Origin of the sequence: Mesorhizobium sp. LNJC391B00 (assembly GCF_000502535.1) — a bacterium.
Taxonomy (GTDB): domain Bacteria; phylum Pseudomonadota; class Alphaproteobacteria; order Rhizobiales; family Rhizobiaceae; genus Mesorhizobium.
The window spans coordinates 1-21126 of the sequence record NZ_AYWI01000005.1 but is presented as its reverse complement, the minus strand read 5'-3'; the positions used below and the strand labels follow the sequence as shown (position 1 = coordinate 21126).

Below are 21126 nucleotides of genomic sequence, written 5' to 3'. Positions count from 1 at the left end.
TTGTCGATGCCAGCACGTAAAGGTTTTGCGCCGGCAGCGTCTTGAACAGGATTGACCGTGTCTGGAATTCAACAGCCTCAGGAGACGACGCAGTTCTGGCGTCATCCGCGCTTTCGCGATCTTGGCATGCTCAAGGCGCGCTTCACGCGGCATCGCTACCAGCTGCACACGCACCCGACCTATGTCGTCGCCCTGATCACGCAAGGGTGCGAGCGGGTCCGCATCGGCAACGAGACTGTCCTCGCGCCGTCGGGCACGGTTCTGCTCGTCGATCCGGAGATATGGCATGACGGCGAGGCGGGTGCCGACCAGGGTTGGGCTTACCGCACCTTCTATCCGTCGGCCTCGCTCATGGGTGCGATCGCGGACGAGCTCGGGCAGGATCGCCCGCCGTTGTTTTCGCAAGCGATCGTCGATGATGCCGATCTCGTCCAGGCAGTAGGCGTCGCGCACTTGGCTTCGACATCGAATGATGCCACCAGCGCCGAAACATCCATGCTGATCGCCTTGCGCAAGCTCATCCTGCGCCATGGCGATTGGGGCGGCCGGCGGCGCGAGGCGGTCGAAAGCTTCGGATCGAAAAGCCGGCTCCGGGTCTATGAACAGGTCATCGAAGACCATCTGAACTCGGACCTCGATTTGCAGCGGCTCGCTGAAGCCGCAGGCGTGACGCGCTTTCAAGTTATCCGCGATTTCAGGAAAGTGCTGGGTCTCAGCCCTGCTGCCTTCATCCGTGACCGCAGGCTGCGCCGTGCCGATCTGCTGATCCGGCAAGGTTCAGATCTCGCCGGTGCCGCCTTTGCGGCCGGCTTCTGCGACCAAAGCCATCTCTCGCGCACCTTCCGCGCCGCGCATGGAATGACGCCGGGGATGTTCAGGCGCGCCGGGACGCTGCCCTCGTCTTGAGAAGTCGAGCCATGTCGGCGGCCTTTGACGGCATGCCGATCAGAAAGCCCTGCGCCTCGACGCAGCCAGCCTTGCGCAATATGTCGAGCTGCGCTTCGGTCTCGACGCCTTCGGCGGTGACAGTGATGCCAAGTTCGGCACCAAGCCCGATGATCGTGCGCACGATCGCCGCCGTGTCCTTGTTGTCGATATCGTGGATGAAGGAGCGGTCGATCTTGATCTTGTCGACGGGAAAACGCCTGAGATAGCCGAGCGACGAATAGCCGGTGCCGAAATCGTCGAGCGCGATGCGGATACCGAGTTCGCGCAGCTGCCTCAGCGTCTTCAGCACCGTCTCGCTCTCATCCATCAGCACGGTCTCGGTGATTTCCAGTTCGAGCCGGCTGGCCGGCACACCGGAAACGGCCAGCGCCGAAATCACGCTGCGGGCAAAGTCGGCGCTTCTGATCTGCACTGCCGAGACATTGACGGCGATGCGCATTCCAGGCGGCCAGCCGGCGGCCACGCTGCAGGCCTGTTTCAGCGCCCATTCGCCCAGCGGAACGATCAGCCCGCTGTCTTCGGCGGCTGCGATGAAATCGTCGGGCGCCACCAGGCCGCGCGTCGGTGAATTCCACCGCATCAACGCTTCGGCGCCGACGATCTTGCCCGACGCGATGTTGGTGATCGGCTGGAACTCCAGCACGAACTCCCGCCGTTTCAGTGCCGTCTCGAGATCGGTTTCGAGCGCCAGGCGCGCCCGCACCAAGGCATCCATGCCGGGCTCGAAAAAGCGGTAGACGTTGCGGCCTTCGCTCTTGCCGCTGTAAAGCGCCATGTCGGCGTTCTTCAAAAGCGTGTCGGCGTCCTTGCCGTCACCGGGATACAGCGCGATGCCAAGGCTGATGCCGACATGCATGTCGCGGCCCTTGTCGCGAAACGGCTGGCTGACGACAGCGACGATGCGTTTTGCCAGTTGTTCCGCATCGGTGGCGCCTTTGGGATTGAACTGCAGGATGGCGAACTCGTCGCCACCGAGGCGGGCGACCACATCGGTGTCGCTGCGCAGACTGTGCCGCAACCGCTCCGCCACGCATTTCAGCAGCCAGTCACCGGCCGGGTGTCCCCAGGTGTCGTTAACGGCCTTGAAGCGATCGAGGTCGAGCGAGAAGATCGCCAACGGTGTATCGCCGGTCATCGCCTGGTCGAGCCGTTCGCGAAACATCGAGCGGTTGGGCAGGTCGGTCAGCGTGTCGTAATGGGCAAGGTGGCTCATGCGCTCTTCGGCGCGCCGGCGCTCGGTGATGTCTTCGAAGGTCGCCACCCAGCCGCCACCGGTAAGCGGCCGGCGCGCAACCAGCAGCGTTCGGCCATCGGCAAGGCTGCGGTCTGTCGAACGCTCCTCACCGGCCTGCAGGCTGGCTCTGGTGTTGGCGATCTCGCCGTCGATGTCCATCGACGGATAGATGCGCAGTCGCACCATCTGTTCGAGCAGGGCGCGCTGGCTCATGCCGAGCGGGAAGTCGTCAGGCGTGACCTTGTAGAGGTCGAGGAAGCGCTGGTTGCGCACGATCAGCGTGCCTTCGGCGTCGTACATCAACAGGCCTTGCGACATGTTGGCGAGCGCCGCATCGAAGCGGCGGTGCTGCTCCTTCAGTTCCTGCTCGGCCCGCCTTTGCTCCGTAATGTCCTCATAGATCGACACCCAGCCGCCTGAGGCCAGCGGCCGGTGCGTGATGGAAACGATGCGTCCGTCCGACAGTATTTCCTCGTAGGTCGAGGCTTGCGCGCGCTCGATATAGGGCTTGCGGATGGCATACAGGTCTTCGGCGCTCTGTGAGGCGACACCGATGTCGACGCTGTGCTTTAGAATGTCCAGGAACGCGATGCCGGGCCGCACGATCTTCGCGTCGAGGGAGAAGATGCTGATATAGTTGCCGTTGCAGATGATCATCCGCTCGTCGGCGTCGAACATGCACAGCCCATGCGACATATTCTCGACGGCCGCGGAAAAGCGCTCGTTCTGGTGGCGCAGTTCGTCGGCGATCTGCCGTGGCGCGGCGACGCCTCCGGCTCCCCGTCTGCGGACGGGCGAACCACCCTTGACGTGCGCAACGGACATGAGGCGTGCCTGCTGACCGTGATCGAAACCCGGTACTGTGGTTACCGCTGGTTAATTTAGCGTATGTTCACTGCGCCGAATGCACGGCAACCGTTGCCTGGCGTTGCTTTTCAAGCGTTGCGTAGCGTTTGAGGAAGGCAGCTTGCGCCGAGGTCACCGAGTGCGGCTTAAAGTCGAAGCGGTCGGCATTGAACCCGCGCGGCCGGCCGAAGAACTCGGTTGCTTCCGCGGTCGAGAAACCGGCAAGCAGCGTCGCCTCGTAATAGGCGGCGATCTGGTCGGCGCGCTTGATCTCCTTGCGCAAGCCGACGCCGAGTTCGGGCGGCAGCGAAAAGCGCTGATGGATGGCGCGCTGGAGACGCAGCTCACACTCCTTGTAGGAGCCGCCCATTACCGATTTGAACGGCGAGATCATGTCGCCGATGACATATTCCGGCGCGTCATGCAGCAGTGCTGCCAACTGAGCATTGGCCGAGGCGTCCGGCTGCAACTCGCTGAACAGCGCCTCGACCAGCAGCGAATGCTGGGCGACCGAAAAGGCGTGATCGCCGCGGGTCTGCCCGTTCCAGCGGGCGACGCGGGCAAGCCCGTGGGCGATGTCGGAGATTTCGATGTCGAGCGGCGAGGGATCTAGCAGGTCGAGCCGCCGTCCCGACAGCATGCGCTGCCACGCGCGCGGTGGCGCTCCGACGCGATCGGCAGCCATCAGGCGTCCTCCGCGCCTATGGCTTCCCTGGGAAAGCTGAACTGCGCCCAGGCCGGGATGGCGAGCGAGACGGTGACATCACCGGCCAGTACCGGCTGGCCAGCGTCGAGCGCCGCCTTGACCCGGTCGATGCGGGCAATGGCGAGTCCGGCCGTGCCCGCGGTCGAGCCGAGCGTGCCGACCGGCCGCCCCGCAACCGTCAGCTCCGTGCCGGGCGCGGGTAAGGCGCGGTCGGCCGAAACGATCAGCACGCGGCGCCTGGCGGTGCCGCGATGCTGCATGCGCGAGACCACTTCCTGGCCGACATAGCAGCCTTTCTTGAAGCCGACGCCGCCGGTCTCGTCGAGCAGCACGTCGTGAGGGAAGGCATCGCCGAGCTGATAATCGGAACCGCTTTCGGCAATGCCTTTGGCGATGCGGAGCGCCTTCCACGCAGCCGGGTCGCCACCTGCGGATGCGCCGCCATAGGAACGGCTCACAACCACATCGCGGAAGCGGACATCGGCAAGTGTCGTTGAATCAGAAGGTGAGGCGCTTGAATCATCGCCCCAGGCAACCGTCACAAGCACTTGATCCTGCCTAGCAATCTCGGCCTTGGCGCGCAGCTTGTAAAGCATCAGCCGGCGCAGGAAGTCGTCTGCGATATCGGCACGGCAATCCAGCCGGAATGCGTCTTCGCCGCTACGCGAGATCAGGAAATCAAACAGGATCTTGCCTTGCGGCGAAAGCAGCGCACCGGGCTTTGCCGCGTCGACGGCCAGCGTGTCGAGGTCGGTGGTGAGGATGTTCTGCAAAAAATGCTCGGCATCCGGGCCTGACACGGAAATGAGAGCGCGGTCTTTGAGCAGGGCAAAAGGCATGGGTGGCAAAGAACCTGATCTTGCAAAACGGGCGGCCTTTACGTAAGCCGACGATACTCCCCCCGCAAGAGACCGAACGCCCATGGCCACCACCTACGACCTCATCCTGACAGGCGGCACGGTGGTCAACCATGATGGCGAGGGCGCGCGCGATGTCGGCGTCAAGGGTGGTCGCATCGTCGCAATGGGCGATCTTCGCCAAGCTTCGGCCGGCGAAGCGATCGACTGTCGCGGGCTGCACGTCCTGCCCGGCGTCGTTGACAGCCAGGTGCATTTTCGCGAGCCGGGGCTGGAGCACAAGGAAGATCTCGAGAGTGGATCTCGCGCCGCTGTTCTGGGCGGGGTCACCGCCGTCTTCGAAATGCCCAACACCAATCCGCTGACCACCAGCGAGGCGGCGCTTGCCGACAAGGTGCGCCGCGCCACCAGCCGGATGCATTGCGACTTCGCCTTCTGGGTTGGCGGCACACGCGAGAATGCCAATGATGTCGGTGAGCTCGAGCGGCTGCCGGGTGCTGCCGGGATAAAGGTGTTCATGGGCTCGTCCACCGGCGACCTGCTAGTCGAGGACGACGAGGGTGTCGCATCGATCCTGCGCAACACCCGCCGCCGCGCCGCCTTTCACTCGGAGGACGAGTTCCGGCTGCGCGAGCGCCTCGGCTTGCGCGTCGAGGGCGACCCGTCCTCACACCCCGTCTGGCGCGACGAGATCGCGGCCTTGCGCTGCACCGAGCGGCTGGTGCGCATCGCGCGCAGCACCCGCGCCCGCATCCATGTCCTGCACATCTCCACTGCCGAAGAGATCGTGTTCCTCGAACAGCACAAGGATGTCGCCACCTGCGAGGCGACGCCGCACCATTTGACGCTCACCGCCGACGACTATGCGCGGCTGGGCACGCTGATCCAGATGAATCCGCCGGTTCGCGCGGCCCGCCATCGCGACGGCGTCTGGCACGGCATTGCGCAAGGCATTGTCGATGTGCTCGGCTCCGACCACGCCCCCCACACGCTGGCCGAAAAGGCAAAGCCCTATCCGGCCTCACCGTCTGGCATGACCGGGGTGCAGACGCTGGTGCCGATCATGCTCGACCACGTCAATTCAGGCCTGCTGACCCTGCAGCGCTTCGTCGACCTCTCCAGCCACGGCCCGCAGCGCATCTTCGGCATGGCCAGGAAAGGCCGCATCGCCGCCGGCTACGATGCCGATTTCACCATTGTCGACCTCCAGCGGCGCGAGACCATCACCAATGCGCAAGCCGGCTCCAGGGCCGGCTGGACGCCCTATGACGGCAAGGAAGTCACCGGCTGGCCGATCGGCACCATCGTGCGCGGTCGTCGCGTGATGTGGGAAGGCGAGATCGTCACGCCCGGGCAGGGCAGGCCGGTAGAGTTTTCCGAGGCGCTGCCGGCTTAGCGGTTTCTTGCTGCGTTGGATTTTTTAAGCGCTATCCACTACGTTAAGGGCATTATGAACGCAGATATCGCGCCCATGATTGTCCCTGCGGAGTTTCCGGAGCTCCAGGCGCTCGCCTGGAACCGCGATGCGGCACGCCCGATTCCGGCCGAAGAGGCATTTGCGCTGTATGAGCGTAATTGGCGGTTTGTCGATCAAAAGCGTCTTACTGTGCGTGAGAAGATGCTTATCCAAAGTTTGGCAGACAAATTCGGTCACGGCGTGCTCTTGACCGCCGGCTGATTTCCCTCACCTGATCGTTCCTCGCAGCCGGAATATCAACAGGACACACCGCGAGCGTCATGATGGAATTCAAGAGGCCCGAGCACCAGATCATTGCCGAAGCGCTCGGGTTGATGGATCGCCATTTCCTGACCGCAAACCAGTGCTGGTTCGGCGGTGGCACTGCGATCGTTATGAAATTCGGGGAATATCGCCGCTCACTGGATGTGGACTTCCTGTGTGCCGACAGTGATGGCTATCGCGAATTGCGGACCTCCGCAGCCGAACGTGGCGTCAGAGCATTCTTTCCTGAGCCGGTCGAGGCTGTTCGGGACTTCCAGATCGATCAATATGGCTTGCGGACGATCGTGCGGTTGAAAGGCCAAACGATCAAGTTTGAAGTCATCCGCGAAGGCCGCATAAAACTGCGAGGCCATTTCGACGACGATCTGAATGTATCCGCCCTGGTCCCGGCGGATATGTTTGCCGAGAAGTTGCTGGCGAACGCGGATCGATGTCAGGACCGTGCAATTGCATATCGCGATGCCATCGATCTTGGAGTGCTGGTTGGCATCTATAAGGAAATCCCGAGCGACGCTGTTGGCAAGGCGAAGGCGGCCTATGGCGTGGATATCGAGCGCAAGGTGGCTTGGGTGGTAAACAGGCTGCGGGACAAGGAAGAATTGCGGCATGCCGCCGAGGTGCTGCAAATGGATCCCAACGCGGCGGTCGAAGCGATTTCGGCCCTTCGAAATGAAGGTATCCGCATATGGCCTGACACAGGCCTCGAGCTTTCTAGCCCTAGCCAGTAGCCATCCCAGGGGAATCGCCGTTCAATCCCCGGCGACGAAGAATGTCCACTGCCCGGCCGGCGTGATGCCGACGCGGTAGAAGATGTAGGCGCCGAACTGCTTCATGTCGTCATAGTCGCCGGCGGTGACGATCTTGAACAGTTCGACCCGCTGTCTGGCGTTGAGCTTGTCCAGCGGCAGGGCGAAGAAATACGGCCAGACATAGAGTTCCTGCGGTGTGCCGACGTCTACATGGACATAGCCGGCATTGAGCACCTCTTCCAGGATAGCGAGGATTTCCTGACCTTCCTTGTCGCCCGATAGCCCTTTCAGGAACGCGATCGGGTCGCCCTCGATTTCGCCCAGCGACAATTGGGTCATGGTGTCGCCCTTGCCGATCAGCGGCCGCAGCTTCTCGATGTCGCCGCTGACGCAGGCCTCGACCATCAGATCGCGCATGCGCCTGACGGGCTCCGGCAATTTGGAAAGGTCGTAGACGACTTCAGGCACCGGCCCTTCGGGATCGGCACTTGGGTTGGCCACGCCGCCATCGTTGGCGGGGGCTTCCGGTTGGCTTTGTTCGGGCTCCGTGGGCGATTTCGGCTGGCTGGCGGCCGGTGGCGCCGTGCCGGGCAGATCGGGCATTGGCACTGAATTTTCAGACGGCGCCGTCTCACCATTGGCTGGTGGCCCGGCAGGAGCTGGAAGCTCCTCGCGCTTGATCTCGCTCAGCGCATAGGCAGGGTTGCTGGTCAGGACAAGCGCCAGCGGAACCGCGGCGCAGGAAGCGGCAAGCCAGATGCTGAGGACCACGCCGCGAGGCCGGCCTGACATCGAAAAATTCACCGCTTGCCTCTCCTCGGGCCTAGGCTCTTCAGGCATGATGCCCAAACGACTCGCCGTCGTCAAAGAACCGGTAAGCTGGCAGTGCACCCTCTGAGACGCGCGACGCCTAGTGCCGAAACCGCTCCGGCTCGAAGGCGCCGGCGATCACCTTTTCACGCATGCGATCGAGCAGGGCAAGGGCCGAGGTTTCGCCATTGGCTCGCAGCATCTCGCCGAACGCGGTTTCAAGCGCTGCCTCGGCGATGATCTCAGGTTCTATGCCGGCCGACAGACCTTCCGCCCAGGCCTCGCTATGGCTTTCCACCGCGGTCAGGCGCTTTTCTTCCCTGACAAGCGCGTCGATGTCGTTGACGCCATGTTCCATTTGCGATGTCCACCTTTTCAAGCGGCGGTCCGACGGGTCGGATCCGGCTTGGGCTGCCCCTATCTCACGCAGGCTAAGTAAGTATCTGTAAATACGACATTTTTTTGATCGTCTTTACAAACTTCGTCGCCTGCGTTCGGTCCGATTCAAACTTAGCCGATTAGACCGGTGAGCGGGATGAAAACCTTCAGTTTGAGTTAATTCCGCATTCGCGCGCTAACGTTTCGTTAATACTGTTGCGCAAGTGCAACACCAAGATTGCATCAACGTGCCGTGGATACAAGGCGGGTGCTCGAAAAGGCGTTGGCTAAACGCCGTCTGGCGCTCGTCAGTTGCCGTAACGCGAGGCGATGTCGCGCGACAGCGTCTCGCCTTCCTTCATGTAGCGGCTGATGGCTTCGGTCGCTGACGGCGTGCATTGGGTATAGGTGCCGCCGAAGGAACGGTAACCGCGGTTGAAGCTGGCGATGAAGCGGGCACGCCGCTCCGGATCGGGATTTTCCGAATCGATCAGCTTTTCCATCTCGGTGCGCCACTGGTCGCCCTTTTCGCCGCACAGATTGCGCAGGAAATGCAGCGACCCCAGCACCTCGGCCAGTCGCATCAGCCCGGGCTCGAACGGCGACTCGGCGGCCAGCGCCGGCTGCACGGCAAAAGCCGTGGCGGCGGCGATGCATGCGGCAAGGAACAGCGAGGTGCGGGTCATAAGTCTATCTGACGAAACATTTTGTCGCCTGCAAGGCGATTCTCGGAGCGGGCAGATATGGGCCTGCTTCAGGCCAAAAGCTCTTCAGCCACCTCCATGACGTCACCCGCGAGCGGCAGCGTCGCCATTTCATCAAGACTATAGAAGGCGGCGGTCTCGGCATCGTCGCTGGCCGTCGCTTCGCCGCCGGCATAAACGGCGCCGAACACGGTCAGCAGATAGTCGACCGGGTGATTCTCGCCGCTGCCGTCGATGTGGATGTCGCGAAGCGGACGATAGTCCTGCGCCCGCAGCCCGGTTTCCTCCAGCAATTCGCGCGACGCTGCTTCTTGCAGCGTCTCGCCGGGCTCGACCTTGCCGCCGGGAAAGGCATAAAGCCCCTGCGACGGCGGCCGCGCCCGTTTGACCAGCAGCACCGTCCTGCCGCGCACGACGGCGACCGAGACTGCGGGAAGTGTCTTGCGCTGCTCGTTCATCGATCTCGTTTCGCCTATGTGAGGCCAGACCCTTGTGGACCGGCCGGCGGCATTGAGCTTTAGCGGTTGCGCAACGCCGGTTCCATCGCCACTTTCGCGATCGGATCATTTCATCGAGCTTTCCAATGTGCGGACGCTTTGCCCTGACGGCCACGCCGGACCAGACCGCCGCCTTGCTCGGCCTGGCGGAGCTGGAGGATTTTCCGGCCCGCTACAACATCGCGCCGACGCAGCCGGTGCTGATGGCGCTGTCGGGGCCGCCGCGCATGCCGGGCTCGAATTTCCCGGATCGCCAGGCGATGCTGGTGCGCTGGGGACTGATCCCCACCTGGGTCAAGGACACCAGGGAATTTCCGCTGCTCATCAACGCGCGTTCGGAAGGCGCTATTGAAAAAGCCTCGTTCAAAGCCGCCATGCGCCATCGCCGTGCCTTGGTGCCGGCCTCCGGCTTCTATGAGTGGCAGCAATCCGGCAGCGGCAAGAAGGGCCAGCCCTACTGGATACGGCCGCGGCATGGCGGGTTGATCGCCTTTGCCGGGCTGATTGAAACCTATGTCGAGCCGGGCGGTTCGGAAATGGACACCGGCGCCATTCTTACCGTCAACGCCAATGCCAGCATCGCCCATATCCATGACCGGATGCCGGTGGTGATCGCGCCGGAAGATTTCGCCCGCTGGCTGGACTGCCGCACGCTCGAACCGCGCGACGTGGCCGACCTGCTCAAACCCGCGCTGCCCGATTTCTTCGAGGCAATTCCGGTCTCCGACCTCGTCAACAAGGTCGCCAACACCGGGCCGGAGATACAGGACATGGGCATCGTCGAGCCCGGCAAGGTCAGGCGCCAGAAGCCCGGCGCGGACGACAGTCAGATGACGCTGTTTTAGAGCGCGTTCCCAAGAAGCCAGGTCCGGTCTTCGGGAAGAACCTGCTCAATAGGAAGAGCTGTTGTTTCAGGCGCGCTATAGGCGCCTCAGCCTTCCGTTCCGGCGCACGCCTTGTCGGCGGCCGGCACGATGCCTGTTCAGGCAGCGCGGGGCGAAGTGATTTTCGGCGCCGGCTTTTTATTCTTCGCGGTGTGGAGAAGGGCGGCGACGATCGCGGCCGGGCCGATCGCACGGTAGTGGTTGGCGAGCGCCGGTTGCTTGGCGCGGCTCGATTCCTGCTTGGTTCGTGACATCGATCTCTTCCCTGTAACATTTCCGTGTCTGCGTTTGCCGGCCGAATCTGACCGAATCGTGACCTTTGGTGAACTAGCCGGCGAATGTTTCATGACTGTGCCGACATGTTTAATAAAATGTTTCAGCGGCTCCTGACCTATGAACCAGCGATGCTTTTGCCGGAAGTTGCGACTTGACGGCAACACCGGCCAAGGCGATAAAGCCGCCGATGAAAACGTTTTTCGCCATTTGTGGCATTTGCATTATTGGCTAGCTTCGCGCTGGTCCGGACGTTTTCGCCTCATCTTTCCCCAGAGTGGACAAACGCCCCGGCCAGCAGGCTGGAGCCCGATTTGTGCCTTGGCACACGTAAGGCTCTCTCCAGAACTTAACGGACCGGAAGGGCACGCATGTCTGACGCATCGAAGGGTCTCAGCCTCTACAACACGCTAACGCGGACGAAGGACGTGTTCGTCCCGATCGACCCGTCGAATGTGCGCATGTATGTCTGCGGCCCAACCGTCTACGACTTTGCCCATATCGGCAATGCGCGTCCGGCGATCGTCTTCGACGTGCTGTTCCGTTTGCTGCGTCACCTCTACGGCGAGGCTGGTGTCACGTATGTGCGCAACATCACAGATGTCGACGACAAGATAAACGCCCGTGCGCTGCGCGATTTCGGCGCCGAGATCGCGTCGGGAAGCCTGACGCTCAACGAGGCGATCCGCCGCGTTACCGAAAAAACCGCCGATCAGTACCACAAGGATGTCGCCGCACTCGGCTGCTTGCCGCCGACGGTCGAGCCGCGCGCCACCGAGTTCGTCGCGCGCCGCGCCGACGGCAAGGTTGACATGATCACCCTCATCGAACGTTTGATCGAACGCGGCCACGCCTATGTCGCCGCCGGCGAAGTGCTGTTCGACACCGCCTCGATGCCGGATTATGGCGAGCTGTCGAAGCGCAATCTCGACGAACAGCAGGCCGGTGCGCGAATTGCCGTCGACGCTCACAAGAAGAACCCGGGCGATTTCGTGCTGTGGAAATTGTCGTCACCGGAAGAGCCCGGCTGGGACAGCCCATGGGGCAGGGGCCGGCCCGGTTGGCACATCGAATGCTCGGCCATGTCGGCCGCCTATCTCGGCGATGTCTTCGATATCCATGGCGGCGGCTTGGACCTGATCTTCCCCCACCATGAGAACGAGATCGCCCAGTCGCGTTGCGCCCACGGCACCGACGTCATGGCCAATGTCTGGATGCACAACGGCTTCCTGCAGGTCGAGGGCCAGAAAATGTCGAAGAGCCTCGGCAATTTCTACGCCATCGCCGAACTGCTGGAGACCGACACTTTCGGCGGCCGCAAATGGCCGGGCGAGGTGCTGCGGCTGGCGATGCTGATGACGCATTACCGCGAGCCGATCGACTTTTCCGTACGCAAGCTGGAAGAGGCCGAGAATACGCTGCGCAAATGGAAGCGCGCCGCCGATCTCGCCCCGTCGGCAGGGCAAGTTCCGGCGGAGGTTGTGGCGGCGCTGTCTGACGACCTCGCCACCTATGCCGCCTTCCAGCAGCTCACGCAGCTTGCCGGTGAGGCCGCGGAGGGCAACGAAGCGGCCGCATCGCTGAAGGCATCGCTGTTGTTCCTCGGCTTCGATATCGGCGCGGCCAAGGTCGACGAGGTTGCGGTCGCCAAGGCGATCGCCAAGCGCTTGGAACTGATCGCAGCGAAAAACTGGGCCGAAGCCGATCGCATCCGCGATGAGCTTCTGGCGCAGGGCGTGCAGCTGAAAGACGGCAAGGATCCTATCACTGGCGAACGCGTGACGACGTGGGAGGTAAAGCGGTGAGGGTGGCGCGAGACACCGTTGTAAGATTGGCGAAGGCCGGAGCGACAGCCAATCTCCCCCGCAAGGGGGGAGATCAGCCCTCGCCTCGGTTTTCGCGAATCGCCAGCGCGGAGTGGCCTGNTCCCCCCTTGCGGGGGAGATGTCCGGCAGGACAGAGGGGGGTGTGAAGGAACGCCAGCGTTCCTTCTTGCCCACTTTCATTTCGGTCACTTTCTGAGAACGCAATGGCTGCCGGTTGAGACGCTGGCGGGACAGCACTCCCCTCTGTCCTGCCGGACATCTCCCCCGCAAGGGGGGAGATCAGCCCTCGCCTCGGTTTTCGCGAATCGCCAGCGCGGAGTGGCCTGAGCATGGGTCACGACCTCGTTCCATCGCGTCAGCGCAAGAATGCAAAGTCCATGCGTCGCGTCATGACCGATGCCGAGCTGAAACTGTGGAATGAGTTGCGGGCTCACCGGCTGATGGGGATGAGCTTTCGCCGACAGGTACCGATTAGGCCCTACATTGTCGACTTCGCCTGTTCGGCCCACCACCTCGTAGTCGAGGTTGATGGCAGTCAGCATGCCGACGTAGAAGATGCAGAACGCGACAAGGCACGCAGCGCTCAATTGAGTGCCAGTGGCTGGACCATCCTGCGCTTCTGGAACGACGACGTCATCCGCGATATCGACAATGTCTGCCAGCACATCGTGATCGAGGCCGGCTTGGCCGGCGCCGACGTGCCGGCGCCAGCAAGGGAGGAACTTGTTTCATGATCGACCATCTCGGCATCAATGTCGCCGACTTCGACGCGTCGAAAGCCTTTTATGACCAGGCGATAGCGCCGCTTGGCGCCTCGCTGATCTACATGGTGCCACTGGAATATACCGGCGGCGCGAAGGTCGGTGGCTATGGCCGCGACCGGCCGGTGTTCTGGCTGCAGGCCAGCGATGACAAGCCGAGGACCCATCAGCACGTCGCCTTCACCGCGCGCAGCCGCGCCGAGGTCGACGCCTTCCATGCCGCGGCGCTCGCCGCCGGCGGCAAGGACAATGGCGGGCCGGGGCTGCGCCCGCATTATCACCCGGACTATTACGGCGCCTTCGTCTTGGATCCCGACGGCAACAATGTCGAGGCCGTCTGCCATGCGCCCGAATGACTATGAAACGGAGTGAGACGCCATGAGCCTCGACAACCGGCCGATCTACACCGGTGGCTGCCAGTGCGGCGCGGTGCGCTTTCGCGTCGAGGGTGCGCTGGGTGACGCCTCGATCTGCCATTGCCGCATGTGCCAGAAGGCGTTCGGCTCATTTTACGCGCCCCTGGTCTCGGTGCGTGGCGCCAAACTCGACTGGACGCGCGGCGAACCGAAATATTTCGCCTCGTCCAGCCATGTCGATCGTGGCTTTTGCGCCAATTGCGGCACGCCGCTGACCTTTACCGCGCCCGACGGCATCGGCCTCGCCATCGGCGCCTTCGACAATCCGGCTGATATCGTGCCGCTGATCCAGTGGGGCACGGAGGCAAAACTTCCCTATGTCGATACCATCCCGCAATTGCCGGGCGAGGACACTATGGCCGACATGTCGTCGGCGCCTTATCTCGCCGAGCTCGTCTCCTACCAGCATCCCGACCATGACACCGAACAATGGGCGCCAGAGGAAAAGTTATGACCGATGAAGTTCGAACCGGCGGCTGCCAGTGCGGTGCCGTGCGTTTCCGCATCAAGGGCAAGCTCGGCCGGGCGTCCATCTGCCATTGCCGCATGTGCCAGAAACAGTTCGGTTCGTTTTTCGGCGCGCTGGTGACAGTGCCCAAGGATGGCGTCGAATGGATGCGCGAAGAGCCCACCTATTTCCAGTCGTCGGTCAACATCGATCGCGGCTTCTGTTCCCGCTGCGGTACACCGCTGACCTATCGCCAACCTGGCGCACTGGAGATCGCCATCGGCGCCTTCGACGACCGCTCCGATCTGGCGCCGCAGATCCAGGTCAACTACGCGGTCCGATTGCCTTGGGTGGAAACGATCTTTGACCAGCCCGTGCATCAGGATCCGGATTTCTACTCCCGCCAGGAGCAGATCATCTCCTTCCAGCATCCCGACCACGAAACCACGGACTGGCCCGCGCACGGCCTGAAGATATGAGCAATGAAATGAACAGTGAACTTCGTACTCTTTATCCAGAGATCGAGGCGTTCGAGTCCGGCATGCTCGATGTCGGCGACGGCCATCATATCTACTGGGAGCGCTCCGGAACCAGGGGCGCCAAGCCGGCCGTTTTCCTGCATGGCGGTCCCGGCGGCGGCTTCTCGCCAAAACATCGGCAATTGTTCGACCCGAAGCTTTACGACGTCATCCTGTTCGACCAGCGCGGCTGCGGGAAATCGACACCCAACGCCTCGCTCGAGGCCAACACCACCTGGCACCTGGTTGCCGACATCGAGCGGCTGCGTGAGATGTGCGGCTTCGAAAAATGGCTGGTGTTCGGCGGCTCGTGGGGCTCGACGCTGGCGCTGGCCTATGCCGAGACGCATCCTAATCGCGTCAGCGAGCTTGTCGTGCGCGGCATCTACACGCTGACCCGCGCCGAACTCGAATGGTACTATCAGTTCGGCGTCTCCGAGATGTTCCCCGACAAATGGGAGCGTTTCCTGGCGCCAATTCCTGAAGCCGAGCGCGGCGACATGATGGCCGCTTACCGCAGGCGGTTGGTCGGCGCCGATGGCAAGGCGCAGCTGGAAGCCGCCCTTGCCTGGAGCCTGTGGGAAGGTGAGACGATCACGCTGCTACCGGAGCCGGAGACCAGCGACAAGTTCGGCGAGGACCACTTCGCCATCGCCTTTGCCCGCATCGAGAACCACTATTTCGTCCACGCCGGCTGGCTGGAGGAGGGGCGGCTTCTGCGCGATGCCCATAAGCTCGCGGATATTCCCGGCACAATCGTCCACGGCCGCTACGACATGCCGTGCCCGGCGCGCTATGCCTGGGCCCTGCACAAGGCCTGGCCGAAGGCGGATTTCCACCTCATCGAAGGCGCCGGCCATTCCTATTCGGAGCCGGGGATTCTGGATCGGCTGATACGCGCGACGGATGGGTTTGCGGGGAAATGACAGCGCGTGGCACCCCCCTCTGTCCTGCCGGACATCTCCCCCTCAAGGGGGGAGATTGGCTGTCATCGGCGCTTTCGCAAATCTCCGTCGCTGCAGGAAACGATCCGACGCTAAAGCTGCCGATCTTCCCCCTTGAGGGGGAGATGGCCGGCAGGCCAGAGGGGGGTGCTCGCGCGCCAACAGAACAATGACCAAACAACGCCTCTATCTCTTCGACACAACCCTCCGCGATGGCCAGCAGACGCCGGGCATCGACTTTTCCGTCGAGGACAAGATCGCGATTGCCAAGCTGCTCGATGAGTTCGGCATGGACTATGTCGAAGGCGGCTATCCCGGCGCCAATCCGACCGACACCGCCTTCTTCCAGCAGAAGCGCACGGCGAAGGCAAAGTTCGTCGCCTTCGGCATGACCAAGCGGGCAGGCGTGTCGGCATCCAACGACCCGGGCCTGGCAGCGCTCGTGCAGTCCAAGTCCGACGCCATCTGCTTCGTCGCCAAGAGCTGGGACTATCATGTCCGCGTCGCGCTCGGCTGCACCAATGAGGAAAACCTCGACTCGATCAACGCGTCGGTCGAAGCAGCTGTTGCCGCCGGCAAGGAAGCGATGGTCGATTGCGAGCATTTCTTCGACGGCTTCAAGGCCAATCCGGACTACGCACTGGCCTGCGCCAGGACCGCCTATGATGCCGGCGCGCGCTGGGTGGTGTTGTGCGACACCAATGGTGGCACGCAGCCCTCGGAAGTGCGCGCCATCGTCGACAAGGTCATTGTTTCAGGTATTCCGGGCGGCCATCTCGGCATCCATGCCCATGACGACACCGGCCAAGCGGTGGCCAATTCGCTCGCCGCCGTCGAGGCCGGCGTGCGCCAGATCCAGGGCACGCTGAACGGCATCGGCGAGCGCTGCGGCAACGCCAATCTGGTCTCGATCGTACCGACGCTGGCGCTGAAGCCGGCCTTCGCCGATCGGTTTGAAACCGGCATCTCGGCCGAGGCGCTGACCGGGATATCCCGGCTTTCCCGCGCCTTCGACGAATTGCTGAACCGTGCTCCGGAAGCGCAGGCGCCCTATGTTGGCGCCTCGGCCTTCGCCACCAAGGCCGGCATCCATGCCTCCGCACTGGCCAAGGAGCCGGCGACCTATGAACATGTGCCGCCCGAGGCGGTAGGCAACCGCCGCCGCGTTATGGTTTCGGACCAGGGCGGCAAGGCCAATTTCCTCGCCGAGCTGAAGCGGCGCGGCATCGATGTGCCCAGAGACGACCATCGTCTCGATGCGCTGATCTCGGTGGTCAAGGAGCGCGAGGCCGAGGGCTACGCCTATGAGGGCGCCGATGCCTCCTTCGAGCTGTTGGCGCGCAAAATGCTGCACGGCCTGCCGGAGTTCTTCAACGTCACTTCGTTCCGCTGCATGGTCGAGCGCCGCTTCGATGCCAACGGCCAGTTGAAGACGGTCTCCGAAGCCATCGTCAAGGTGATGGTCGAGGGCGAGGAGAAGATGTCGGTGGCCGAAGGCCACGGCCCGGTCAACGCGCTCGACATCGCGTTGCGCAAGGACCTCGGCAAATTCCAGAGCGAGATCGCCGACATGGAGCTCGCCGATTTCAAGGTGCGTATCCTCAATGGCGGCACCGAGGCGATCACTCGCGTCCTGATCGAATCGCATGACGGCACCGGCGCACGCTGGTGGACGGTCGGCGTGTCGGAAAACATAATCGACGCCTCCTTCCAGGCGCTGATGGATTCGATCGTCTACAAGCTGATGAAGAACCGCGACATGGCGGGATTGGTGGCGGCGGAGTAGGGTTGCAAGACGTGGGTTTCCTCGCCCCCCGAAGTGGGGCGAGGAACTGGCGCCGCCCCTTGAGCCATCAGCGGAAGTCCATTGATCCATCATAATTTTGCGATGGTTTTGGATGGCCCACTGGGCCATAGCGGTTGCCATGGCCAGCGACACGATCCAGCCCGACGCCGACTCCAAAGCCCGCAGCGGCTTTCTCCTCGCGCTCGGCGCTTATCTGCTATGGGGCCTGTTGCCCTTCTACATGAAGGCGGTTGCGCATCTGCCGCTGATCGAGGTGATCGCCCACCGCATCGTCTGGTCGGTGCCGATTGCTGCTGCAGTGCTGGTCTGGGCCGGCCGCACAGCCGATTTCAAGGCGGCGATCCGCTCGCCGCGCAGCATCGCCATGGCGGCGCTGACGGCGACCCTGATCTCCGTCAACTGGGCCATCTATGTCTGGGCGATCTCGGTCGACCGCACCGTCGAGACCGCGCTCGGATACTACATCAACCCATTAGTTAGCATCGTCGTCGGCGCGTTGTTGCTCGGCGAGAAGCTCGACCGGCTGCAGATCGCGGCCGTGTTGCTGGCGGCGGTCGCAGTTGCCGTGCTCACCGTCGACGCCGGCAAATTGCCCTGGGTGTCGCTGGCGCTGGCCTTTTCCTTCGCCGCCTACGGCTTCTTCCGCAAGACGCTGCCGATCGGCCCGAGCCAGGGCTTTCTGCTCGAAGTCCTTTTGCTCTCGGTGCCGGCGCTTGCCTACATCGTGTTCCTGCTCGTCAACGGCCAGGACCATTTCATCTCCAGCAACGGCACCGATATGGCTTTGCTCATCGGCTGCGGCCCAGTCACCTCGGTGCCGCTGCTTCTGTTCGCCTTCGGCGCCAAGCTTCTGCGCCTCTCCACCATCGGCATCATGCAGTACATCGCACCGACCATGGTGTTCCTGATCGCCGTGCTGATTTTCGACGAGCCGTTCGGCACCACGCAAGCAATTGCCTTCGCGCTGATCTGGGCGGCATTGGCGATGTATTCCTGGTCGATGTTTCGTGGCCGTGAAATCCGCCCGGTGGCGTTGGCCCCGAAGTAGGGAGCCTTTCGATGTACGTGCTGCATATCGCCAACAAGAACTATTCGTCATGGTCGCTGCGGCCATGGGTGCTGATGCGCACCCTCGACATTCCGTTCGAGGAGCAATTGACGCCGTTTCCGACCGGGCCCAGTTTCGATCTCTACCGGGCGTTCTCCCCCAGCGGGCGCGTGCCTTGCCTGGTGGATGACGGCTGGGCTGTCTGGGATTCGCTGGCTATTGCCGAGTATCTCGCCGAGCGCCACCATGGTGTGTGGCCTGCCGAGGCCAATGCGCGAGCCTGGGCGCGCTCGGCCGCCGCCGAAATGCATTCTGGTTTCACGGCCTTGCGCGGCGCATGCCCGATGAATTGCGGCTTGCGGGTGAAACCGTTGCCGATGTCGGACGCGCTGAAGCAGGATCTGTTCCGTTTGGGCGATCTCTGGAACGATGGCCTTGCCCTGTTCGGCGGGCCGTTCCTTGCCGGCGGCCATTTTACCGCCGTCGACGCTTTCTTTGCTCCGGTGGCGTTCCGTGTGCTATCCTATGGGCTGTCTTTCGAAGGGGCAGCTGCAGCCTATCCCCCGCAATTGCTTGGCCTGCCGGCCATGCAGGAATGGTATGCGGCGGGTCTCGCCGAGACCTGGCGGGAGCCGGACCATGAGGCGGAGGTCGCTGCCGCCGGCACCATCGTCGAGGATCTTCGCGCTACGGCGTGATGGGCAGCGGGGCCTCTCTCACTATTCACTATCACATCTTATCAATCACCGACTGCACGCCTTCCGTCGGGGCATCGACCGACGACCCCGCCACCATGATGGCGGCGACGATTGCCTCGGGGTCTTCGACCACCAGCGGCCTGACCCGCTGTGCGGTGTGGATGAAGCCTTCGCTGGCCATATGGTCGAGCAGCGCCAGCATCGGATCCCAGAACCCTTGAACGTTGGCGAAGACGATCGGCTTGCGGTGATGGCCGAGCTGGCCCCAGGTCATGATCTCGACGATTTCCTCGACCGTGCCGATGCCGCCGGGCAGCGCCACAAAGGCGTCGGATTTCTCGAACATCTTGTGCTTGCGCTCGTGCATGTTGTCGGTGATCAGCAACTCGTCGAGCCGGTCAAGCGCGGTTTCGGTCGCCTCCTTGTTGATGAGGAAGCGCGGAATGATGCCCGTTACCTTGCCGCCGGCCTTGAGCGCGCCTTCGGCGACTGCGCCCATAATGCCTTTGGTGCCGCCGCCATAGACCAGCCGCAGGCCGGCTTTGGCGAGCGAGCGGCCAAGCAGGTGCCCGGCCTTGGCATAGATTTCATCGCGGCCCGGCGACGAGCCGCAGTAGACGCAGACGGATCGAATCGTGTTCATGCGTGATTGGTGATTGGGTCTGAATGCGGGGTCAAGCCCCTGAGGCTGACAAGCCCGGGCTTTTTCTTGTCGGTCCAGATAAAACACGCTAGACCGGCTTTAGGTGGCTAAGGGGCAGGGAAATATGGCAATTAATCCTTTGAAGGCGTTTCTGTTCGCGGCGGGTGGGACCGTCGCGATCGTCGGAACCGCCTATGTATCGGGCGCACTCGACCCGTATCTCAACCCCAAGCCGCCAGCGGAGATTGCAGCGCTGACGCCGCCGGCTGAGAAGCCGGCCGATTCCGGGACCGAGGGAAGGCTGCCGCCGGCGCCTGCCGCGCCCGNCCGCGCCCGCCGATGTCAAGGCTCCGGCTGCACCTGCGGACGCAACCGCTCCCGCGACCGAAGCTGCGGCTCCGGCGGCACCTGCCGCGCCGGCTGCAGCCCCAGCAACTCCCGCGCCGGCCACGGCCGGGCCGGTTGCGCCGAGCTTCGACGTCGTGCGCGTCGAAGGCAATGGCTCGATCGTCATTGCCGGCAATGCGGCCCCGAATGCGAAGGTGGAGATTCTCAACGGCTCGACGGTGCTCGGCTCGACGGTCGCCGGTCCGGACGGCGCCTTCGTCATCGTCCTCGACGATCCACTGAAGCCCGGCGACTATACGATTGCGCTGCGCTCGACGACCGGCGAAGTGGTTACGCCTTCGGTGCAGACCGCCGTCGTTTCGGTTCCCAAGGACGCCGCCGGCCAGGTGCTGGCGATGGTCGAGGAACCCGGCAAGCCGGCCGAGCTGCTTAGCGTCCCGGCGCCTGAGACCAAGCCCGCGGCACCGGCCGCCGGCGATCAGGCTGCTGCCCCAGCCGCTGAGGCGCCTGCTACGGCAGCGCCTGCCGTGGCCGCGGCAGCGCCTGCCGCTCCCGCTGAAACAGCACCTGCTGCTCCGGCTGTGGAAGCCGCAACTGCCCCTGCAGCGCCAGCAGTACCTGCAACGCCGCCGGCTGCCGCCGTGGCTGAACCCAAGATCGTCGTCGAAGCGGTCGAGATCGACGGCAACAAGATCTTCGTTGCCGGTCTGGCTGACGCCGGCCGCAAGGTGCGCGCCTATGCCAACGATATCCTGCTTGGCGATGCGGTGACCTCGCCCGACGGTCATTTCCTGGTCGAGGCAACGCGCGATATCCCGGTCGGCAACTACACCATCCATGTCGACGGTCTCGATGCCGACGGCGTGAAGGTGGTAGCGCGTGCCGCCGTACCGTTCGAGCGCGAACCCGGCGAGGCGATCGCCGCTGTAGCGCCCGCGGAGGCCAAGCCCGCCGAGACCAAGCCCGCCGAAGCAAAGCCTGCTGAGCCGGCCGTACCGGCTGCTGCCGAAGCACCGGCCGCTCCGGAGCCTGCGGCGCCAGC

At 63.3% G+C, this 21126-nt stretch carries 23 protein-coding genes and 1 pseudogene; 15 read left to right on the top strand and 9 right to left on the bottom strand.

Annotated features, from left to right (window positions below; genetic code table 11):
* Window positions 1-57: 57 nt before the first annotated feature.
* Window positions 58-906, top strand: coding sequence for an AraC family transcriptional regulator (locus tag X750_RS151190; protein WP_031242849.1), 849 nt, complete (start codon window positions 58-60; stop codon window positions 904-906).
* Here the strand turns inward: X750_RS151190 and X750_RS151195 are convergent.
* The 3 genes from X750_RS151195 to X750_RS151205 all read right to left on the bottom strand — a co-directional run bounded on the left by X750_RS151195 (window position 875) and on the right by X750_RS151205 (window position 4573).
* Window positions 875-3007 carry an EAL domain-containing protein gene (locus X750_RS151195; protein ID WP_023692871.1) on the bottom strand — a complete coding sequence of 711 codons (2133 nt, stop codon included), beginning with the start codon at window positions 3005-3007 and terminating at the stop codon, window positions 875-877. The two genes, X750_RS151190 and X750_RS151195, sit on opposite strands and share 32 nt — an antisense overlap.
* 67 nt (window positions 3008-3074) lie before the next feature.
* Window positions 3075-3713 carry an HD family hydrolase gene (locus tag X750_RS151200; RefSeq protein WP_023670260.1) on the bottom strand — a complete coding sequence of 213 codons (639 nt, stop codon included), beginning with the start codon at window positions 3711-3713 and terminating at the stop codon, window positions 3075-3077.
* A complete protein-coding gene (locus X750_RS151205) occupies window positions 3713-4573 on the bottom strand; it encodes a folate-binding protein YgfZ (RefSeq protein ID WP_023684483.1) in 861 nt (286 codons plus the stop codon). The genes X750_RS151200 and X750_RS151205 overlap by 1 nt, the downstream gene beginning before the upstream one ends.
* An 82-nt stretch (window positions 4574-4655) precedes the next feature.
* Between X750_RS151205 and X750_RS151210 the strand changes: the two genes are divergently transcribed.
* From X750_RS151210 to X750_RS151220, 3 genes are all read left to right on the top strand, one after another.
* A complete protein-coding gene (locus tag X750_RS151210; protein ID WP_023705385.1) occupies window positions 4656-5987 on the top strand; it encodes a dihydroorotase in 1332 nt (443 codons plus the stop codon).
* Window positions 5988-6041: 54 nt separating this feature from the next.
* Complete coding sequence (locus X750_RS151215; RefSeq protein ID WP_027049982.1) at window positions 6042-6269, top strand: hypothetical protein; 228 nt, start codon at window positions 6042-6044, stop codon at window positions 6267-6269.
* 62 nt (window positions 6270-6331) lie between these two features.
* Window positions 6332-7060: a nucleotidyl transferase AbiEii/AbiGii toxin family protein gene (locus X750_RS151220; protein WP_023684480.1), complete on the top strand. Its 729-nt coding sequence runs from the start codon at window positions 6332-6334 to the stop codon at window positions 7058-7060.
* Window positions 7061-7081: 21 nt separating this feature from the next.
* On the opposite strand, the gene X750_RS151225 is transcribed toward X750_RS151220, so the two are convergent.
* The 4 genes from X750_RS151225 to X750_RS0132680 form a co-directional block, all read right to left on the bottom strand.
* A complete protein-coding gene (locus tag X750_RS151225) occupies window positions 7082-7885 on the bottom strand; it encodes a hypothetical protein (protein WP_023705384.1) in 804 nt (267 codons plus the stop codon).
* Window positions 7886-7991: 106 nt separating this feature from the next.
* A complete protein-coding gene (locus X750_RS151230; protein ID WP_023673564.1) occupies window positions 7992-8249 on the bottom strand; it encodes a hypothetical protein in 258 nt (85 codons plus the stop codon).
* A 328-nt stretch (window positions 8250-8577) separates the two neighbouring features.
* Window positions 8578-8955, bottom strand: coding sequence for a TIGR02301 family protein (locus X750_RS151235; RefSeq protein ID WP_023705383.1), 378 nt, complete (start codon window positions 8953-8955; stop codon window positions 8578-8580).
* A 68-nt stretch (window positions 8956-9023) separates the two neighbouring features.
* Window positions 9024-9431, bottom strand: coding sequence for an NUDIX hydrolase (locus tag X750_RS0132680; RefSeq protein WP_023753097.1), 408 nt, complete (start codon window positions 9429-9431; stop codon window positions 9024-9026).
* Window positions 9432-9556: 125 nt separating this feature from the next.
* Between X750_RS0132680 and X750_RS151240 the strand changes: the two genes are divergently transcribed.
* Window positions 9557-10315, top strand: a complete 759-nt coding sequence (locus tag X750_RS151240; RefSeq protein WP_023747455.1) for an SOS response-associated peptidase — start codon at window positions 9557-9559, stop codon at window positions 10313-10315.
* Window positions 10316-10452: 137 nt separating this feature from the next.
* Here the strand turns inward: X750_RS151240 and X750_RS1000000164445 are convergent, their stop codons facing one another.
* Window positions 10453-10608: a hypothetical protein gene (locus tag X750_RS1000000164445; RefSeq protein WP_023673568.1), complete on the bottom strand. Its 156-nt coding sequence runs from the start codon at window positions 10606-10608 to the stop codon at window positions 10453-10455.
* Between the two features lie 390 nt (window positions 10609-10998).
* Between X750_RS1000000164445 and cysS the strand changes: the two genes are divergently transcribed.
* The 9 genes from cysS (at window position 10999) to X750_RS151285 (ending at window position 19093) form a co-directional block, all read left to right on the top strand.
* Window positions 10999-12432 (top strand): cysteine--tRNA ligase, encoded by a 1434-nt coding sequence (gene cysS, locus X750_RS151245; protein ID WP_023747454.1) that lies wholly within the window; start codon window positions 10999-11001, stop codon window positions 12430-12432.
* A gap of 350 nt (window positions 12433-12782) precedes the next feature.
* Entirely contained in the window at window positions 12783-13187 is a 405-nt protein-coding gene (locus X750_RS151250; protein ID WP_023684473.1) for an endonuclease domain-containing protein, read from the top strand.
* Window positions 13184-13570 carry a VOC family protein gene (locus X750_RS151255; RefSeq protein ID WP_023673572.1) on the top strand — a complete coding sequence of 129 codons (387 nt, stop codon included), beginning with the start codon at window positions 13184-13186 and terminating at the stop codon, window positions 13568-13570. The genes X750_RS151250 and X750_RS151255 overlap by 4 nt, the downstream gene beginning before the upstream one ends.
* A 22-nt stretch (window positions 13571-13592) precedes the next feature.
* Entirely contained in the window at window positions 13593-14084 is a 492-nt protein-coding gene (locus X750_RS151260) for a GFA family protein (RefSeq protein WP_023747453.1), read from the top strand.
* On the top strand, window positions 14081-14557 hold the full coding sequence (locus X750_RS151265) for a GFA family protein (protein WP_023747452.1): 477 nt from the start codon (window positions 14081-14083) through the stop codon (window positions 14555-14557). The genes X750_RS151260 and X750_RS151265 overlap by 4 nt, the downstream gene beginning before the upstream one ends.
* 8 nt (window positions 14558-14565) lie before the next feature.
* Window positions 14566-15522: a prolyl aminopeptidase gene (gene pip, locus X750_RS151270; RefSeq protein ID WP_023747451.1), complete on the top strand. Its 957-nt coding sequence runs from the start codon at window positions 14566-14568 to the stop codon at window positions 15520-15522.
* Window positions 15523-15709: 187 nt separating this feature from the next.
* Window positions 15710-17326: a citramalate synthase gene (gene cimA / locus X750_RS151275; protein ID WP_023684468.1), complete on the top strand. Its 1617-nt coding sequence runs from the start codon at window positions 15710-15712 to the stop codon at window positions 17324-17326.
* Window positions 17327-17465: 139 nt separating this feature from the next.
* A complete protein-coding gene (rarD, locus tag X750_RS151280; RefSeq protein ID WP_023747450.1) occupies window positions 17466-18395 on the top strand; it encodes an EamA family transporter RarD in 930 nt (309 codons plus the stop codon).
* Between the two features lie 11 nt (window positions 18396-18406).
* Window positions 18407-19093: a glutathione S-transferase family protein gene (locus X750_RS151285; protein ID WP_023731976.1), complete on the top strand. Its 687-nt coding sequence runs from the start codon at window positions 18407-18409 to the stop codon at window positions 19091-19093.
* Between the two features lie 31 nt (window positions 19094-19124).
* On the opposite strand, the gene X750_RS151290 is transcribed toward X750_RS151285, so the two are convergent.
* Window positions 19125-19736, bottom strand: coding sequence for a TIGR00730 family Rossman fold protein (locus tag X750_RS151290; protein WP_023705376.1), 612 nt, complete (start codon window positions 19734-19736; stop codon window positions 19125-19127).
* A gap of 124 nt (window positions 19737-19860) precedes the next feature.
* On the opposite strand from X750_RS151290, the pseudogene X750_RS01000000162885 reads away from it, so the two are divergent.
* Window positions 19861-21126 (top strand): annotated as a pseudogene (locus X750_RS01000000162885) (peptigoglycan-binding protein LysM); the annotation flags it as partial.

Coding starts and splice junctions, on each gene's coding strand:
- X750_RS151195 (WP_023692871.1), bottom strand. CDS start 3,007: ATGTCCGTTGCGCACGTCAAGGGTGGTTCGCCCGTCCGCAGACGGGGA.
- X750_RS151200 (WP_023670260.1), bottom strand. CDS start 3,713: ATGGCTGCCGATCGCGTCGGAGCGCCACCGCGCGCGTGGCAGCGCATG.
- X750_RS151205 (WP_023684483.1), bottom strand. CDS start 4,573: ATGCCTTTTGCCCTGCTCAAAGACCGCGCTCTCATTTCCGTGTCAGGC.
- X750_RS151210 (WP_023705385.1), top strand. CDS start 4,656: ATGGCCACCACCTACGACCTCATCCTGACAGGCGGCACGGTGGTCAAC.
- X750_RS151215 (WP_027049982.1), top strand. CDS start 6,042: ATGAACGCAGATATCGCGCCCATGATTGTCCCTGCGGAGTTTCCGGAG.
- X750_RS151220 (WP_023684480.1), top strand. CDS start 6,332: ATGGAATTCAAGAGGCCCGAGCACCAGATCATTGCCGAAGCGCTCGGG.
- X750_RS151230 (WP_023673564.1), bottom strand. CDS start 8,249: ATGGAACATGGCGTCAACGACATCGACGCGCTTGTCAGGGAAGAAAAG.
- X750_RS151235 (WP_023705383.1), bottom strand. CDS start 8,955: ATGACCCGCACCTCGCTGTTCCTTGCCGCATGCATCGCCGCCGCCACG.
- X750_RS0132680 (WP_023753097.1), bottom strand. CDS start 9,431: ATGAACGAGCAGCGCAAGACACTTCCCGCAGTCTCGGTCGCCGTCGTG.
- X750_RS151240 (WP_023747455.1), top strand. CDS start 9,557: ATGTGCGGACGCTTTGCCCTGACGGCCACGCCGGACCAGACCGCCGCC.
- X750_RS1000000164445 (WP_023673568.1), bottom strand. CDS start 10,608: ATGTCACGAACCAAGCAGGAATCGAGCCGCGCCAAGCAACCGGCGCTC.
- cysS (WP_023747454.1), top strand. CDS start 10,999: ATGTCTGACGCATCGAAGGGTCTCAGCCTCTACAACACGCTAACGCGG.
- X750_RS151250 (WP_023684473.1), top strand. CDS start 12,783: ATGGGTCACGACCTCGTTCCATCGCGTCAGCGCAAGAATGCAAAGTCC.
- X750_RS151255 (WP_023673572.1), top strand. CDS start 13,184: ATGATCGACCATCTCGGCATCAATGTCGCCGACTTCGACGCGTCGAAA.
- X750_RS151260 (WP_023747453.1), top strand. CDS start 13,593: ATGAGCCTCGACAACCGGCCGATCTACACCGGTGGCTGCCAGTGCGGC.
- X750_RS151265 (WP_023747452.1), top strand. CDS start 14,081: ATGACCGATGAAGTTCGAACCGGCGGCTGCCAGTGCGGTGCCGTGCGT.
- pip (WP_023747451.1), top strand. CDS start 14,566: ATGAACAGTGAACTTCGTACTCTTTATCCAGAGATCGAGGCGTTCGAG.
- cimA (WP_023684468.1), top strand. CDS start 15,710: ATGACCAAACAACGCCTCTATCTCTTCGACACAACCCTCCGCGATGGC.
- rarD (WP_023747450.1), top strand. CDS start 17,466: ATGGCCAGCGACACGATCCAGCCCGACGCCGACTCCAAAGCCCGCAGC.
- X750_RS151285 (WP_023731976.1), top strand. CDS start 18,407: ATGTACGTGCTGCATATCGCCAACAAGAACTATTCGTCATGGTCGCTG.
- X750_RS151290 (WP_023705376.1), bottom strand. CDS start 19,736: ATGAACACGATTCGATCCGTCTGCGTCTACTGCGGCTCGTCGCCGGGC.